The sequence below is a fragment of the Streptomyces sp. NPDC006235 genome (assembly GCF_040613735.1).
Lineage (GTDB): Bacteria > Actinomycetota > Actinomycetes > Streptomycetales > Streptomycetaceae > Streptomyces.
The window spans coordinates 1-14,329 of record NZ_JBEXSR010000009.1 but is presented as its reverse complement, the minus strand read 5'-3'; the positions used below and the strand labels follow the sequence as shown (position 1 = coordinate 14,329).

Below are 14,329 nucleotides of genomic sequence, written 5' to 3'. Positions count from 1 at the left end.
TTCACGACACCGGCCGCGAATCCGCCCACATCACCTCGAACTCCTCGCGATAGGTGGGGAAGAGGCCGCTTTCGTCGATCTCGCCCGACTTGACCACCTTGCCGCTGTTGCGCAGCACGAACACCGGCGCTTCCATCCCACGGGTCCGGCGCAGGTAGTTCTGCACGACCGCGATGCCGTCCGCCCCGTCGCCGTCGACCAGGTACGCCGTGAAGCGGGGCGTCTCGTCGAAGACCTGGATCTCGAAGGCTCCCGGGTCGCGCAGCCGCGCCCGCACCCGGCGCATGTGCAGGATGTTCATCTCGACGGCCCGGCTGAGCTCGCCGCGCTTGATGCCCAGTTCGCGCTCGCGCCGCTTGACCGCGCTGGAGGCCGGGTTCAGGAACAGCAGTCGCACCCGGCAGCCGGACTCGGCCAGCCGGACCAGACGGCGGCCGGAGAAGTTCTGCACGAGCAGGTTGAGGCCGATGCCGATGGCGTCGAGGCGGCGGGCGCCGCCGAAGATGTCCTCGGCCGGGAACTGGCGCATCAGCCGCACCCGGTCCGGGTGGACGGCGACCACGTCGGCGTACCGGTCGCCGACCAGGTCCTCGACCGCGTCGATGGGCAGCCGGCGGGCGGAGGGCACGTCACCGCCGGCGCCGAGCATCTCCAGCAGCCGGGCGGAGGCGCGCTCCGCCTGGTTCAGGACGGCCTCGGACAGGGCCCGGTTGCGGGAGACGACGTTCCGGGTGACCTCCAGCTCGTCCAGGGCGAGCTCGACGTCCCGGCGGTCGTCGAAGTAGGGCTCGAAGCAGGGCCAGTGCTGCACCATCAGCTCGCGCAGCTGCGGCAGGGTGAGGAAGGACAGGACGTTGTCGTCGGCCGGGTCGAGCAGATAGCCCTTGCGGCGGCTGACCTCGCGTACGGCTACCGCGCGCTGCACCCACTCCTGCCCGGCGGGTCCGGCGGCGGCCACCACCCAGTCCTCGCCGTGGACGGGCTCGTACACGGGACGCAGGACGGCGGCGACGACCGCGCGCAGCCGCTGCTCGACGAGGTTCAGCCAGATGTAGGCCCGGCCGGCCCGCTGGGCGCGCGTGCGCACCTCGCGCCAGGCGTCGGCGTCCCAGTCCAGCTCCGGGCCGATCGAGCCCGTCGCGTCCATCGGCCGTGCCAGGGACACGGCAGAGGCCGGGACGTCTGCGGAGTTCCCCTCGTGACCCTCGTCACCAGGGGGCAGCTCCAGCCCTCCCGAGCCCACCCGCGCACCGCCTTCCGCTCCCCCGAGCACTCCCTCTGTCAACGATCAAGGAAGGGTACTCCGGGAGCGGTCGGCGGTGCAGCCGGATGGGCAGGGTAGTCCTCAGCCGTGCGGCTGCCCGTACCGGGGCCGGTCCGCTCTGCCCAGTATCAATCTTTCCCCTACTCCCCCAATAGCCTCGGGAGTATCACTTGCCCCACTGGTTCGGCATAAGGCATATGCACTGGTCACGCGGTAAGAGGGACATAAGCCATAGGAGGTTCCCTCACTTTCGGGGAGACTCGGGGCCAAGGCGTCCCCACCGGCGCCGCTCACCTGAAAGAGTCGTATCCATGCAGGTCTGGCCTGGAGAGGCATATCCACTCGGTGCCACGTACGACGGCGCCGGCACGAACTTCGCTGTCTTCACGGAGGCCGCGGACCGAGTAGAGCTGTGTCTGCTGCACGACGACGGCTCGGAGACGGCGATCGAGCTCCGGGAGAGCGACGCGTTCGTACGGCACGCGTACCTGCCGGGCATCATGCCGGGGCAGCGGTACGGGTTCCGGGTGCACGGTCCGTACGCCCCGGAGCGCGGGGTGCGCTGCAACTCCGCGAAACTGCTGCTCGACCCGTACGCGCGTGCGATCAGCGGTTCGATCAGCTGGGGCGAGGAGGTCTACGGCTACCACTTCGACGATCCCGACCGGCGCAACGATCTCGACTCGGCGCCGCACACGATGACGTCGGTCGTGGTCAACCCGTACTTCGACTGGGGCGACGACCGCCTGCCGCGCACCGAGTACCACCACACGGTGATCTACGAGGCCCACGTCAAGGGCCTCACCATGCGGCACCCGGGCCTGCCGGAGGAGCTGCGCGGCACCTACGCGGCCCTCGCGCACCCGGCGATCATCGAGCACCTCACCGAGCTCGGGGTCACGGCCCTGGAGCTGATGCCCGTCCACCAGTTCGTGAACGATCACCGCCTGGTCGACATGGGCCTGAACAACTACTGGGGCTACAACACGATCGGTTTCTTCGCCCCGCACAACGCCTACGCCTCCTGGGGCGACCGGGGTCAGCAGGTGCTGGAGTTCAAGTCGGCGGTGAAGGCGCTGCACGAAGCCGGGATCGAGGTGATCCTCGACGTGGTCTACAACCACACCGCCGAGGGCAACCACCTGGGCCCGACCCTGTCCTTCAAGGGCCTGGACAACTCGCGCTACTACCGGCTGACGGACGACCCCCGCTACTACATGGACACGACAGGGACCGGGAACTCCCTGCTCATGCGGTCCCCGCACGTCCTCCAGATGATCATGGACTCGCTGCGGTACTGGGTCACGGAGATGCATGTCGACGGGTTCCGCTTCGACCTGGCGGCGACGCTCGCCCGGCAGTTCCACGAGGTGGACCGGCTGTCGTCGTTCTTCGACCTGGTGCAGCAGGACCCGGTGGTCTCGCAGGTGAAGCTGATCGCCGAGCCGTGGGACGTGGGCGAGGGCGGCTACCAGGTGGGGAACTTCCCGCCGCTGTGGACCGAGTGGAACGGCAAGTACCGGGACACCGTGCGGGACCTGTGGCGGGGCGAGCAGCGCACGCTCGCGGAGTTCGCCTCGCGGCTGACCGGCTCGTCCGACCTGTACCAGGACGACGGGCGGCGCCCGCTGGCCTCCATCAACTTCGTGACCTGCCACGACGGCTTCACACTGCATGATCTCGTGTCGTACAACGACAAGCACAACGAGGCCAACGGCGAGGGCAACCGGGACGGCGAGAGCCACAACCGGTCCTGGAACTGCGGGACCGAGGGCGAGACCGGCGACCCGGACGTGCTGCGGCTGCGGGCCCGGCAGATGCGGAACTTCATCGCGACGCTGATGCTGTCCCAGGGCGTGCCCATGATCAGCCACGGCGACGAGTTCGCCCGCACCCAGCGCGGCAACAACAACGCCTACTGCCAGGACAACGAGCTGGCCTGGGTCGAGTGGCCCGAAGAGGGAGGAGAGGACGCCGAGGGGGGCCTGAGCCGGGAGCTGCTGGCCTTCACGCGCGCGATGGTGTGGCTGCGCCGGGACCACCCGGTCTTCCGCCGCCGGCGCTTCTTCCACGGCCGGCCCGTGGAGGGCACGCACGACGATCTGTCCGACATCGCCTGGTTCACCCCCGAGGGCCGGGAGATGACCCAGCGCGACTGGGACTCGGCACGGGCCTCGGCGCTGACGGTGTTCCTCAACGGCAACGCGATCTCGGAGCCGGGCCCGCGCGGGGAGCGCATCACTGACGACTCGTTCCTGCTGATGTTCAACGCCTCGCCCAAGCCGCTGGAGTTCCTGGTTCCGGTCAACCACGGGCGGCAGTGGCAGGTGGTCGTCGACACCGCCCGCGCGGACGGTGTGCCGCCCGGCACGGGCCCGAAGGTGCAGGCCGGGGACCGGCTGACCCTGACCGACCGGAGCATGACGGTGCTCCAGCGGCCCGTGTAGCCGGCGGCGCGGCGCCCGGTCGGTCGCCCGGTTCGCCCCAGGTTCGTCGCCCGGACAGAGCCACTCGTCCGGGCGACGCGCGGGGCACCTGGCGCGGGCGATGACACGAACGGCGGCAGGGCGGGTACGTAGGTCTCCATGACACCTGAGCGACCTGACCCCGTGGTGCCCACGGCCACGTACCGGCTGCAGCTGCAGCCCGAGTTCCCGTTCGGGGCCGCGGCGGCCGTCGTGCCGTACCTGGCCTCGCTCGGCGTCTCGCACCTGCATCTGTCCCCCGTCCTGGAGGCCGTGCCGGGCTCCATGCACGGCTACGACGTCGTCGACCACGCGCGCGTGCGGGAGGAACTGGGCGGCGAGGAGGGACTGCGGGCGCTGGCGCGCACGGCGCGCGAGCACGGGCTCGGACTGGTGGTGGACATCGTCCCGAACCACATGGCCATGGCCCCGCGCCACAACCGCGCCCTGTGGGAGATGCTCCGCGAGGGCCCGAAGTCGCCGTACGCGCGCTGGTTCGACATCGACTGGGAGGCCCGGAACGGCCAGGTGCTGCTGCCGGTGCTCGGCGGGCCGCTGGGCGAGGTGCTCGGGGAGCTGCGCGTCGACGGTGACGTCCTGCGGTACTACGACCACGTGTTCCCGTTGCGCGAGGGCACCGAGGACCTGCCGCTGCCGCACCTGCTGGACGCGCAGTGGTACCGCCCCGTGTGGTGGCGGCTGGCCCGCACCGAGCTCAACTACCGGCGCTTCTTCAGCATCTCGGAGCTGATCGGGGTGCGGGTGGAGGACCCGGAGGTGTTCGAGGCCACCCACGACAAGATCCTGCAGCTGCTCCACGAGGGCGTGATCGACGGGCTGCGCGTCGACCACCCCGACGGGCTCGCCGACCCCGACGGCTACCTCCGGCGGCTGCACGAGGCGACGGGGGGCCGCTGGACCGTCGTGGAGAAGATCCTGGCCGACGGTGAGCGGCTGCCGGCCTCCTGGCCCGTCGCGGGCACCACCGGCTACGACGCCCTGCGGCACGTGGACGGGCTCTTCACGGATCCCGCCGGGTTCGGGGAGCTGCTGGGGCAGTACCGGCGCTTCGCGGCCCCGCAGACGGACCGGGGCGGGCAGTGGGAGGCGACGGTGCGGCGGGCGGCGTACAAGGTCCTCACGCACGAGCTGGCGACCGAGACCGACCGGCTGGTGCGGGTGGCGGACCGGCTGTGCGCGACCTCACCGGAACCGGCGCTGCGCGACCGCGCGCCCTGGGCGCTGCGCACGGCGCTCCAGGAGCTGCTGGTGCGGATGGAGGTCTACCGGCCGTACGAGTCCGTCGACGCGGCGTCCGTGGTCACCGAGGAAGCCGCCGCCGAGGCCCGGCTGGCCTTCACCGTGCCCGAGGAGGCCGGCGCGGTGGACGTCGTACGGGACCTCGTCCTGGGGCGGTACGGCGACGGGCCCGCGCAGCTGGAGTTCCGGACGCGGTTCGCGCAGACCTCGTCGGCGCTGCGGGCGAAGTCCGTGGAGGACACGGCGTTCTACCGGTACGTGCCGCTGCTGTCGGCGACCGAGGTGGGCGGGAATCCGGGCGGTCCGGCGCTGTCGCCGGAGGAGTTCCACGCGTACTGCGCGCGCGTGCAGCGCGACTGGCCGGTGACCGGGACGGTCGCCTCGACGCACGACACGAAGCGCAGCGCCGACGTCCGGGCGGCGCTGCACGTGCTCACGGAGTGCCCCGGCCGCTGGGCGGACGTCCTCGCGGAGGTGACGCGCACCGGCGAGGGCGTGCCGGACGCGCAACTGGCCTGGGCGGCCTGGCAGACGGTGTACGGGCTCGGCCCGGCGTCCGGGGCCCTGGAGCGGGTGCAGGGGGCGGTGCTGAAGCACGTGCGCGAGGCGGGCCTGTTCACCAGCTGGACCGAGCAGGAGCCGCCGTACGAGGAGGCGGTGGCGCGGTTCGTGGCGGCCGGGCCGTGCGGGGCGCCGAGTGAGCGGATCGCCGCCTTCCGGGACTCTCTCGGGCCGCACATCCGGGCGAACGTGCTGGGCTCGGCCCTGGTCCAGCTGACGATGCCGGGGGTGCCGGACGTCTACCAGGGCACGGAGGCCGAGTACCGGGCGCTGGTCGACCCCGACAACCGTCGGGCGGTGAGCTTCCCGCCCGAGGAGTCCGGCGGGACGTCCGCGGAGAAGATCGCGGTGACGCGGGCGGCACTGGGGCTGCGCGCCCGACGCCCCGACGCCTTCGGCGACACGGCGACGTACCTGCCGCTCCCGGCCCAGGGACCGGCGGCGGCCCACTGCCTGGCGTTCGCCCGCTCCGGAGAGGTGCTGACGGCCGTGACCCGCCTGTCGCTCCGGCTCGCGGAGGCGGGCGGCTGGCAGGACACCCGACTGCCGCTGCCGCCGGGGCGGTGGGCGGACGTTCTGGAACCGGCACGCGAGTTCACGGGCCACGCGCGCGTGGAGGAGCTGTTCGAGCGGCTGCCGGTGGCGTTGCTGGAGCGGGTCGGAGAGTGAGTCGGGCGGCTGGTCGTCAGGCCACGGCCGTGCCGTCCCCGGGGCAGTCCTGGTATGCCCGCAGCGGTGCGGCCGGGGACACGCGTGGGTGGGGCCAGGCCGAGCGCAGCAGGGTCACGAAGGCCTCGGCCGCCCCGGTCGGAGGCAGGCGGGAGAAGACCGTCAGGGTGCGCTTCCAGGGCGGGTCGGGGGTGAGCACGACGCAGTCCTCGCCGACCGCGTCGCGCACGAGGTGGGCGGGCGCGGCGCAGACCCCGACACCGGCGGCCGCCATCCGTACCGCCGTCGAGGTGTGCTCGGTGAACACGGCGGTGCGCGGGCTGAAGCCGGCCCGTGCGCACGCCCAGTCGAGGAAGCGTTCGCCGTGGACGACGGGTTCCATGGCGCAGCGCACCCAGGGGCGGTCGGCGAGCTCCGCCAGCGTCACCGTCGTACGGCCGGCGTAACGGTCGTCGAAGGGCACCACGAGGACGATGTCCTCCTCGCCGGCCGGCACGACGGTGCCCGGCCAGCCGGCGGGCGCCGGGCCGACGGCGAGGTCGGCGGTGCCGCGCTCGACCTGTTCCTCGAGGGCCTCGGACGTCGCGTACTCGTGGAGATGCAGCAGCACGCGCGGGTGGGCGGCGCGCCAGCGGGCGAAGACGTCCGGGAGGAGACCGACCGCGACCGAGTGGATGGCGGCGACGTGCAGTTCGCCGCCCTCGGCACCGGCGGCGGCGCGGGCCGCGCGGCGGGCCTGCGCGGCGCTGCGCACGGCGAGTTCGGCGTGCGGCCGGAAGGCGCGTCCCATGGGCGTCAGGCGCACCCCGCGCGGCATGCGCTCCAGCAGCGCGCCGCCGACCGACCGTTCCAGGGCCTTGATCTGGTGGGAGAGCGCGGGCTGCGAGACGTGCAGCAGCTCGGCCGCGCGGGTGAAGGACGCCTCCTCGACGACGGTCAGGAAGTACTCCATCTGCCGCAGGCTCATGAACGGCCGCCCCTCCCATAAACACCCTGCATCGATTCCACAAGAACATTGCCTTGGACTCATGGCAAGGGCCGGGCGGACGCTGAGCGCATGAACTCACCGGACGTCATCGTCATCGGCGGCGGCACGGGCGGTTACAGCACCGCCCTGCGCGCCGCGGCCCTCGGTCTGGACGTCGTGCTCGTCGAGCGGGACAAGGTCGGCGGGACGTGCCTGCACCGCGGCTGCATCCCGAGCAAGGCGATGCTGCACGCGGCAGAACTCGTCGACGGCATCGCCGAGGCACGCGAGCGCTGGGGCGTGAAGGCGACGCTGGACACCGTGGACTGGCCGGCCCTGGTCGCCACGCGCGACGACATCGTGTCCCGCAACCACAGGGGCGTGGAGGCGCATCTCGCGCACGCGGGCGTGCGGGTGGTGAGCGGCAGCGCGCGGCTGACAGGGCCGCGCTCCGTGCGGGTGGAGGGTGTGCACGGCGAACCCGGCGCGGACCGCGAACCCGGCGCGTACGACCTCTCCGCGCGCCGTGGACTCGTGCTCGCGACCGGCTCACGGCCGCGCACGCTCCCGGGGCTCGCACCGGACGGGCGGCGCGTCGTGACGAGCGATGACGCGCTCTTCGCGCCCGGGCTCCCGGCGTCCGTGCTGGTGCTCGGAGGCGGTGCGATCGGCGTGGAGTACGCCTCGTTCCACCGCTCCCTGGGCGCCGACGTCACCCTCGTGGAGGCCGCCGACCGGATCGTGCCGCTGGAGGACGCCGACGTGAGCCGGCATCTCACCCGCGGCCTGAAGAAGCGCGGCATCGACGTGCGGGCCGGCGCCCGGCTCCTGGACGCCGAGGTCCTCGACGACGGCATACGCGCACGCGTGCGTACCGCCCGGGGCGAGACCCTCACGGTCGAGGCGGAACGGCTGCTCGTGGCGGTCGGGCGGGCCCCGGTCACCGACGGCCTGGACGTGGCCGCCGCGGGCCTGACCACGGACGAGCGCGGTTTCGTCGTACCGGCCGACTGGGGCCGGCTGGAGACGGCCGTGCCCGGCGTCCACGTCGTGGGCGACCTGCTGCCGCCGCCGTCGCTCGGACTGGCCCACGCGTCGTTCGCGGAAGGGCTGTTGGTGGCCGAGACCCTGGCGGGCGTACCGTCCGCGCCCGTGGACTACGCGGCCGTGCCGCGGGTCACGTACTCGTCGCCGCAGACCGCGGCCGTCGGTCTGAGTGAGGCCGAGGCACGCGCGCGTGGGCACGAGGTGGAGGCCAACAGCATGCCGCTGACCGCCGTCGCGAAGGGCATGGTGCACGGGCAGGGCGGCATGGTGAAGGTCGTCACCGAGGCCGGCGGCGGACGCGTGCTGGGCGTGCACCTGGTGGGCCCGCACGTGTCGGAGATGATCGCCGAGAGCCAGCTGATCGTCGGCTGGGACGCGGAGCCGTCCGACGTGGCCCGGCACGTCCACCCGCACCCGACCCTGTCGGAGGCGGTCGGCGAGGCGTTCCTGACCCTGGCCGGACGCGGGCTGCACCAGCAGTGACACCACGCCGGCGACGCCACGCCGACGGCGATGACGCAGCGGCCGGCAATGCTTCCGGGCGCCCCCTGGAGCCTCCCCCGTCGCGCCCTTGACACCGCCCCATGGCCGTGGGGTACTGCGATGGCGAACTCGGGCGGATGTGACGGGGGTGAGTGTCCTGCCGGAGCTGCGCTACCCGACGGTGGCCGAACAGGTCTTGGCCGCCCGGGCGTTGACCTCTCGTCGGCCCGGGCTGTGCACCCTGCGGCAGGTGGGTGCCTCGCGTGCGGGCAGACCTCTGCACCTGCTGTCCGTGGGTCGCGCCCGCCGCGCCGTGCTGGTGGTCGCCGGCGCCCACGCCAACGAGCCGACCGGCTCCTGCACCCTGCTGGCACTCGCCCGACGGGTGCTGGAACAGCGGGAGTTGCGCGACGGCATCTCCTGGCACTTCCTGCTGTGCGCGGACCCGGACGGGGCGAGCCTGCACATGACGCCGGCGCCCCGCAGCCTGTTCGACTACCACCTCGGCTTCTTCCGCCCCGCGGGCCCGGAGCAGCCGGAGTGGGCGCCGTCCGTGCTGCCTCCCGACCGGCTGCCGCCCGAGACGCGGGCCCTGACCGGCGTCATCGACGAGCTGCGCCCCTACCTCCAGGTGACCCTGCACGGCACGGACCTGGGCGGCAGCTGGGTGCAGTTGACGAAGGACGTGCCCGGACTGGCCGAGCCGTTCGCCAAGTCCGCGGCCGAGCTGCACATCCCGGTGGAGACCGGTGCCTCGGACGCAGCCGGCTGGCCCGCGTCCGGGCCGGGCGTGCACGTGATGCCCGCGCCGGGCATCGGGCCCGCGTACCCGAGCCTGCCGGACGACGCACGGCACAGCACCTGGTTCCACGCCCACCGCTACGGCGGCCTCACCGCCGTGGTCGAGGTGCCGATGTGGGCGAGCGACCTGGTGGACGACCCGGCTCCGCATCCGGCCCCGGCGGCGGCGATCGGGCGGCTCGCGGGCCGGCTGCGACAGGACGCGCTGGAGGTGACGCGGGTCCTCGACGGCGCGCTGCCCCGGCTCGCGGACCTGGACGGGCCGTTGCTGCGGGCCGCGCGGTGGGGGCTGGACCTGGTGCCGGGGCTGGCCGACGACCTGGTGCGCACCCCGCCCGCCGACCGCACCCGGGCGTACGTCGGCAGCGTGGACGCGTTCGCCCGCCGCGTGCCGTTGCGGGCGGCGGCGATGCTGCGGCGGGTGCTGCGCGGGACCGACGACCGGGCGGCCGGGCAGTTGGAGGAGCTCGTGGCGACCTGGAGCGACGCTTTCGCGGAACGCTTCCGGGCCCGCTGGGTGCCGTTGGAGCACCAGGTCGAGCACCAGACCCGTACGGTGGTCGCCGCGGCGCTGCACGCGCGCGAGGGAGCGTCGTAGAGGCCGGCCCCGTCCGCGCCGTCATCGCGGTGTCACTCCCGCTGCATCGGCACCGTCGCCCCCGAATCCCACCCCGGCTCGCCCGAGCGGGAGCATGCGCGCGTGGCCCGCGCGGCCAGTGTGAAGGCGGCCAGCACCACGCGCGCCTGGTACTCCGCCTGGCGCGCCACCGGGATCCAGCGCGCCCCGCAGCTCTCGTGGTAGTCGGCGCACCACTCGTCGATCAGCCGGTCCAGCTCCGGCAGCGCCCCGGCCGGGTCGTGTCCGGCGGCCCGCACGAGCTGGTGCAGGAGACCGGCGGTGCGCAGGGCCAGCCGTCGCCCGGAGATGCGCAGGGCGGCGAGGTGGGCGGTGCTCAGCGGCGGAAGGGGGTGGGCCGCGCCGTCGCCGGTGTCGGGGTCCCAGGCGTCGGCGAGACCGGGGCAGACCAGTAAATAGTCGTCGACCGGGGCGAGCAGGCGCGCCGCGTCGGGCACGGCGGCGAGGTGCGGCCGGATGCGGGCCAGGAGGTGCCGCAGGAGCCCCGTGTCGTGGCGCAGGGTGCGGCTCACGGCCCGCAGCACCCCGTCCCGGTCGGCGGGCGGGGAGCCGTCCGTCACGGCCGCCACGCCCCACATGGGCGCTTCGACGACCGCTGTGAGGGTGCCGTGCCGGTGCGGGTGGAACCACGTCGACTCGACGGCGGCCTCCGTGATGGCCGCGGCGAGGCCGGCCGGGCGCGGCGGCGGGATCCGGTAGACGGCGGGCCCGAGCCCGGGCCAGTACAGGGCGTCGTAGGCGCCGAGTTCGCGGGGGATGCCGAGCCGGGCGGCGATGTGGGCGAGGCGCCGGCCGAGGCCCGGCAGGTCGTCGGTGAGCTCGACGAAGCCGCCGCCGACGTCGACGCCGTGCAGGGAGCACTGGAGGAACGGCCGCAGTTCGTCCTGGACGTCGAGCAGGGCGCGCGTCTCCGGCAGGGCGGCACCGGCCGCGCCGTCGGGCAGCCACTCGGGCTGCTCCAGGAAGCCCGGCCGGAAGAAGTTCCGGAAGTACTGGCCCAGTGTGTACGGGCCGGTCAGCCAGCCGTCGTTGCGGCGCAGCCCGTCCGGATCGAGGCACAGCAGCAGGTTCCAGGTGGCGTCGGCGCCCTCCGTGAGCCGCGGGTCACCCAGCGCCCGCTCGGCCAGGCGCAGCACGGTGGCGCCGCCCACGGGTTCGTTGGCGTGGGGTCCGGCGACGACGAGGGCCTGACGGCTGCCGTGGCCGACGGAGAGCAGCCACATGGGCGTGCCCGCGCGGGATGTGCCGATCCTGCGCAGCCGGGCGTCTCGCGGGTGGCGGGCGACGAGGGCGGCGGCCCGGGTGCCCAGTTCGTCGACGGTCGGATAGCGCAGGAGGGGCGGCAGGGCACACCTCCCCGATGCGGTGCCGTCGCTTCACCAGCTGTACATGGCGTACGCACAGTCAGTCACGACTTCGGGGGTACGTCAACACCGCGGAACACAATGGGTTTTGAGCCACTCTCCACGGAGCGACAACCGGTAAATCCAAGGCCAGAGCTAAGGCATGGCTCGGTTTCCGGTCAGCCGGCCGCGGAGCGGTACGCGGTCAGTCGGCCGACAGCCGGAACGCCATCCGCCCGAAGCCGACCTGATCGCCCTCGCGGACGACGGCCGCGCCGACGACGCGCCGTCCGTTCACCGTCGTGCCGTTGGTGGAGCCGAGGTCGCGCAGCACCCACATGCCGCCCTGGTGGCGGAGTTCGGCGTGGACGCGGGAGACGGTCTCGTGGTTGAGGCGCAGTCCGCTGGCGGGGTCGCGGCCTATGCGCAGCGGGTGGCCGTGCGCCGGGTGGGGCAGCAGCAACTTGGGGAGTTTCTCGGCCTGCCAGGCCCTGCGCAGCCGTACGGTGAAGCCGGAGACCGCCTCGACGGTGCCGAACACCAGGCGGGAGAACCGGCTCTCGGTGGGCAGGTCGGCGGTGAGCACGGCGAGTTCGTCCGCGCGGCGGGCGGCGAGCGCCAGTTCCATGCGGCGGATGAACGTGTCATGGGACAGGCGGCCCATGGCGACGCCGTCACGGAGCACCTTCAGCGCCCTGTCGCGCTCCACGTCGGACAGCCGCGCGGGGTACGTGTTGAACTCGAAGGACGACGTCACGCTCGTGATTGTCGGGCAGCGCGGCCGGGCTGTCCAGAAAACGGGAAAACGGCCGTCACGTGCCCGCATCCGCCGAGACCCGCCGCAAATGGGTGGATGCACCAGCGGATTGATCGCGTTTGACGCACCATGGACGGGCTACATCACGGTGAGCAGACGAAGGGGAACCGTCCGTGCAGTTCGAGGTGTGGGCACCGCAGGCAGGCCGTGTGACGCTCCGGTGCGACGGCGTCACGCGCGCGTTGGAGCGCGATCCGGCACGGGCCGGATGGTGGCGGGGCGAGGCGGACGCGCGCGACGGGTCCCGGTACGGCTTCGCGCTGGACGACGGCCCCGTACGGCCCGATCCGTGCTCGCGCCGGCAGCCGGACGGCCCGGACGGGCTGAGCGCGGTCGTCGACCACGAGCGGTACGAGTGGCGCGCGCAGTGGCGGGGGCGGCCGCTGCCCGGTGCGGTGCTGTACGAGCTGCACGTCGGGACGTACACCCGCGAGGGCACCCTGGACGCGGCTGCCGAGCGGCTCGGTCATCTCGCCGAACTGGGCGTCACGCACGTGCAGCTGATGCCGCTGTGCCCCTTCCCCGGCACGCACGGCTGGGGATACGAGGGCGTCTCGCTGTGGGCCGTGCACGAGCCGTACGGCGGACCCGAGGCGCTGAAACGCTTCGTCGACCGGGCCCACGAACTCGGCCTGGGCGTGGTGCTCGACGTGGTGCACAACCACTTCGGCCCGTCCGGCAACTACCTGCCCGAATTCGGCCCGTACCTCACGGACCGGCATCACACGCCCTGGGGCGCCGCGGTCAATCTGGACGCGCCCGGCTCGGACGAGGTGCGCGCGTTCCTCATCGGCAGCGCGCTGGCGTGGCTGCGCGACTACCGGATCGACGGGCTGCGCCTGGACGCGGTGCACGCGCTGGTGGACACGCGCGCGCTGCACTTCCTGGAGGAGCTGTCGACGGCCGTGGACGCCCTGGCCGCCGAGGTGGACCGGCCGCTGTTCCTGGTCGCCGAGACGGACCTGAACGACCCGCGGCTCATCACCTCCCGGAACGAGGGCGGCCTCGGGCTGCACGCGCAGTGGAACGACGACTTCCACCACGCCCTGCACACCACGCTGACCGGCGAGTCACAGGGCTACTACGCCGACTTCGCGCGCGCTCCCCTCGCCGGGCTCGCCAAGACCCTCACGGGCGGCTACTTCCACGACGGGACGTACTCCAGCTTCCGGGAACGGCACCACGGGCGCCCCCTGGACCGTACGCGGGTGGCCGGGCACCGGCTGCTCGGCTACAGCCAGACCCACGACCAGGTGGGCAACCGCGCCCAGGGGGACCGCCTTTCGGCCCTGGTCTCCCCCGGGCTGCTGGCCTGTGCGGCCACGCTGACCCTGACGGCTCCCTTCACGCCGATGCTCTTCATGGGCGAGGAGTGGGCGGCGGGCACGCCCTGGCAGTTCTTCACCGACCACACCGACCCCGAGCTGGCGGACGCGGTACGGCGGGGCAGGCGGCGGGAGTTCGCCGCGCACGGCTGGAAGGAGGAGGACGTTCCCGACCCGCAGGACCCGGCGACCCGGGACCGCTCCTGTCTCGACTGGTCGGAGCCGGAACGCGAGCCGCACGCGCGCGTGCTGGCCTGGTACCGGCTGCTCCTGGCCCTGCGCCACGAGCAGCCCGACCTGACCGATCCCGACCTCGCCGACACCAAGGTCGCCTACGACGAGGAGCGCCGCTGGATCGCCTTCCGGCGCGGGGACGTCCTGGTGGCGGTGAACCTGGCGCCGGAACCGGCCGCGCTGTCGCTCGGCGTCCCGCACGCGCGCGTGCTGGCCGCGTGGGAGCCGGTGGAGACTCCCGGGGCGGACGGGGTGGTGCACGTGCCCGGGGAGTCGGGTGTGGTGCTGTTGCAGGAGTGAGGTCCGCCAGGCCCTGGCGACAGGGTCTAGATGTATTGATCACGAGCGTTGTTAACACTGGCCGGGCTTGATCATGGCGAAGGCCCCCGTGTGTGGTGGAGGTGTCGAATCTTCACCGCACGGAGGCCTTCGTGTTCCACCGTAATGCCCGGCTGA

General features: G+C 73.1%; 9 protein-coding genes. 5 read left to right on the top strand and 4 right to left on the bottom strand.

Annotated elements, in window-relative coordinates; all coding sequences use genetic code 11:
* Position 1 precedes the first annotated feature (1 nt).
* A complete protein-coding gene (locus tag ABZ192_RS13580) occupies positions 2 to 1,273 on the bottom strand; it encodes an SAV2148 family HEPN domain-containing protein (RefSeq protein WP_356924836.1) in 1,272 nt (423 codons plus the stop codon).
* A 302-nt stretch (positions 1,274 to 1,575) separates the two neighbouring features.
* Here ABZ192_RS13580 and glgX point away from each other — a divergent pair, with 302 nt between their 5' ends.
* The gene (gene glgX / locus ABZ192_RS13575) at positions 1,576 to 3,711 is read left to right on the top strand and encodes a glycogen debranching protein GlgX (RefSeq protein ID WP_356924656.1); all 2,136 of its coding nucleotides are present in this window, start codon (positions 1,576 to 1,578) and stop codon (positions 3,709 to 3,711) included.
* Positions 3,712 to 3,849: 138 nt separating this feature from the next.
* A complete protein-coding gene (gene treY / locus ABZ192_RS13570; protein ID WP_356924655.1) occupies positions 3,850 to 6,219 on the top strand; it encodes a malto-oligosyltrehalose synthase in 2,370 nt (789 codons plus the stop codon).
* Between the two features lie 16 nt (positions 6,220 to 6,235).
* Here treY and ABZ192_RS13565 read toward each other — a convergent pair whose 3' ends face one another.
* Positions 6,236 to 7,186 (bottom strand): LysR family transcriptional regulator, encoded by a 951-nt coding sequence (locus tag ABZ192_RS13565; RefSeq protein WP_356924654.1) that lies wholly within the window; start codon positions 7,184 to 7,186, stop codon positions 6,236 to 6,238.
* A 90-nt stretch (positions 7,187 to 7,276) separates the two neighbouring features.
* Here ABZ192_RS13565 and lpdA point away from each other — a divergent pair, with 90 nt between their 5' ends.
* Both lpdA and ABZ192_RS13555 read left to right on the top strand, forming a co-directional pair.
* Positions 7,277 to 8,716, top strand: a complete 1,440-nt coding sequence (gene lpdA, locus ABZ192_RS13560; RefSeq protein WP_356924653.1) for a dihydrolipoyl dehydrogenase — start codon at positions 7,277 to 7,279, stop codon at positions 8,714 to 8,716.
* Positions 8,717 to 8,864: 148 nt separating this feature from the next.
* Complete coding sequence (locus ABZ192_RS13555) at positions 8,865 to 10,115, top strand: M14 family zinc carboxypeptidase (protein ID WP_356924652.1); 1,251 nt, start codon at positions 8,865 to 8,867, stop codon at positions 10,113 to 10,115.
* A gap of 32 nt (positions 10,116 to 10,147) precedes the next feature.
* Here the strand turns inward: ABZ192_RS13555 and ABZ192_RS13550 are convergent, their stop codons facing one another.
* Both ABZ192_RS13550 and ABZ192_RS13545 read right to left on the bottom strand, forming a co-directional pair.
* Complete coding sequence (locus ABZ192_RS13550) at positions 10,148 to 11,500, bottom strand: M14 family zinc carboxypeptidase (protein ID WP_356924835.1); 1,353 nt, start codon at positions 11,498 to 11,500, stop codon at positions 10,148 to 10,150.
* 202 nt (positions 11,501 to 11,702) lie between these two features.
* Positions 11,703 to 12,254 carry a DUF1707 and FHA domain-containing protein gene (locus tag ABZ192_RS13545; RefSeq protein WP_356924651.1) on the bottom strand — a complete coding sequence of 184 codons (552 nt, stop codon included), beginning with the start codon at positions 12,252 to 12,254 and terminating at the stop codon, positions 11,703 to 11,705.
* A gap of 173 nt (positions 12,255 to 12,427) precedes the next feature.
* On the opposite strand from ABZ192_RS13545, the gene treZ reads away from it, so the two are divergent.
* Positions 12,428 to 14,173, top strand: coding sequence for a malto-oligosyltrehalose trehalohydrolase (gene treZ / locus ABZ192_RS13540; protein WP_356924650.1), 1,746 nt, complete (start codon positions 12,428 to 12,430; stop codon positions 14,171 to 14,173).
* The last annotated feature ends 156 nt before the right edge of the window (positions 14,174 to 14,329 follow it).

Bases quoted from the DNA above. Each gene is read 5' to 3' on its own strand.
- lpdA (WP_356924653.1), top strand. From the start codon at position 7,277: ATGAACTCACCGGACGTCATCGTCATCGGCGGCGGCACGGGCGGTTAC.
- treY (WP_356924655.1), top strand. From the start codon at position 3,850: ATGACACCTGAGCGACCTGACCCCGTGGTGCCCACGGCCACGTACCGG.
- ABZ192_RS13565 (WP_356924654.1), bottom strand. From the start codon at position 7,186: ATGAGCCTGCGGCAGATGGAGTACTTCCTGACCGTCGTCGAGGAGGCG.
- glgX (WP_356924656.1), top strand. From the start codon at position 1,576: ATGCAGGTCTGGCCTGGAGAGGCATATCCACTCGGTGCCACGTACGAC.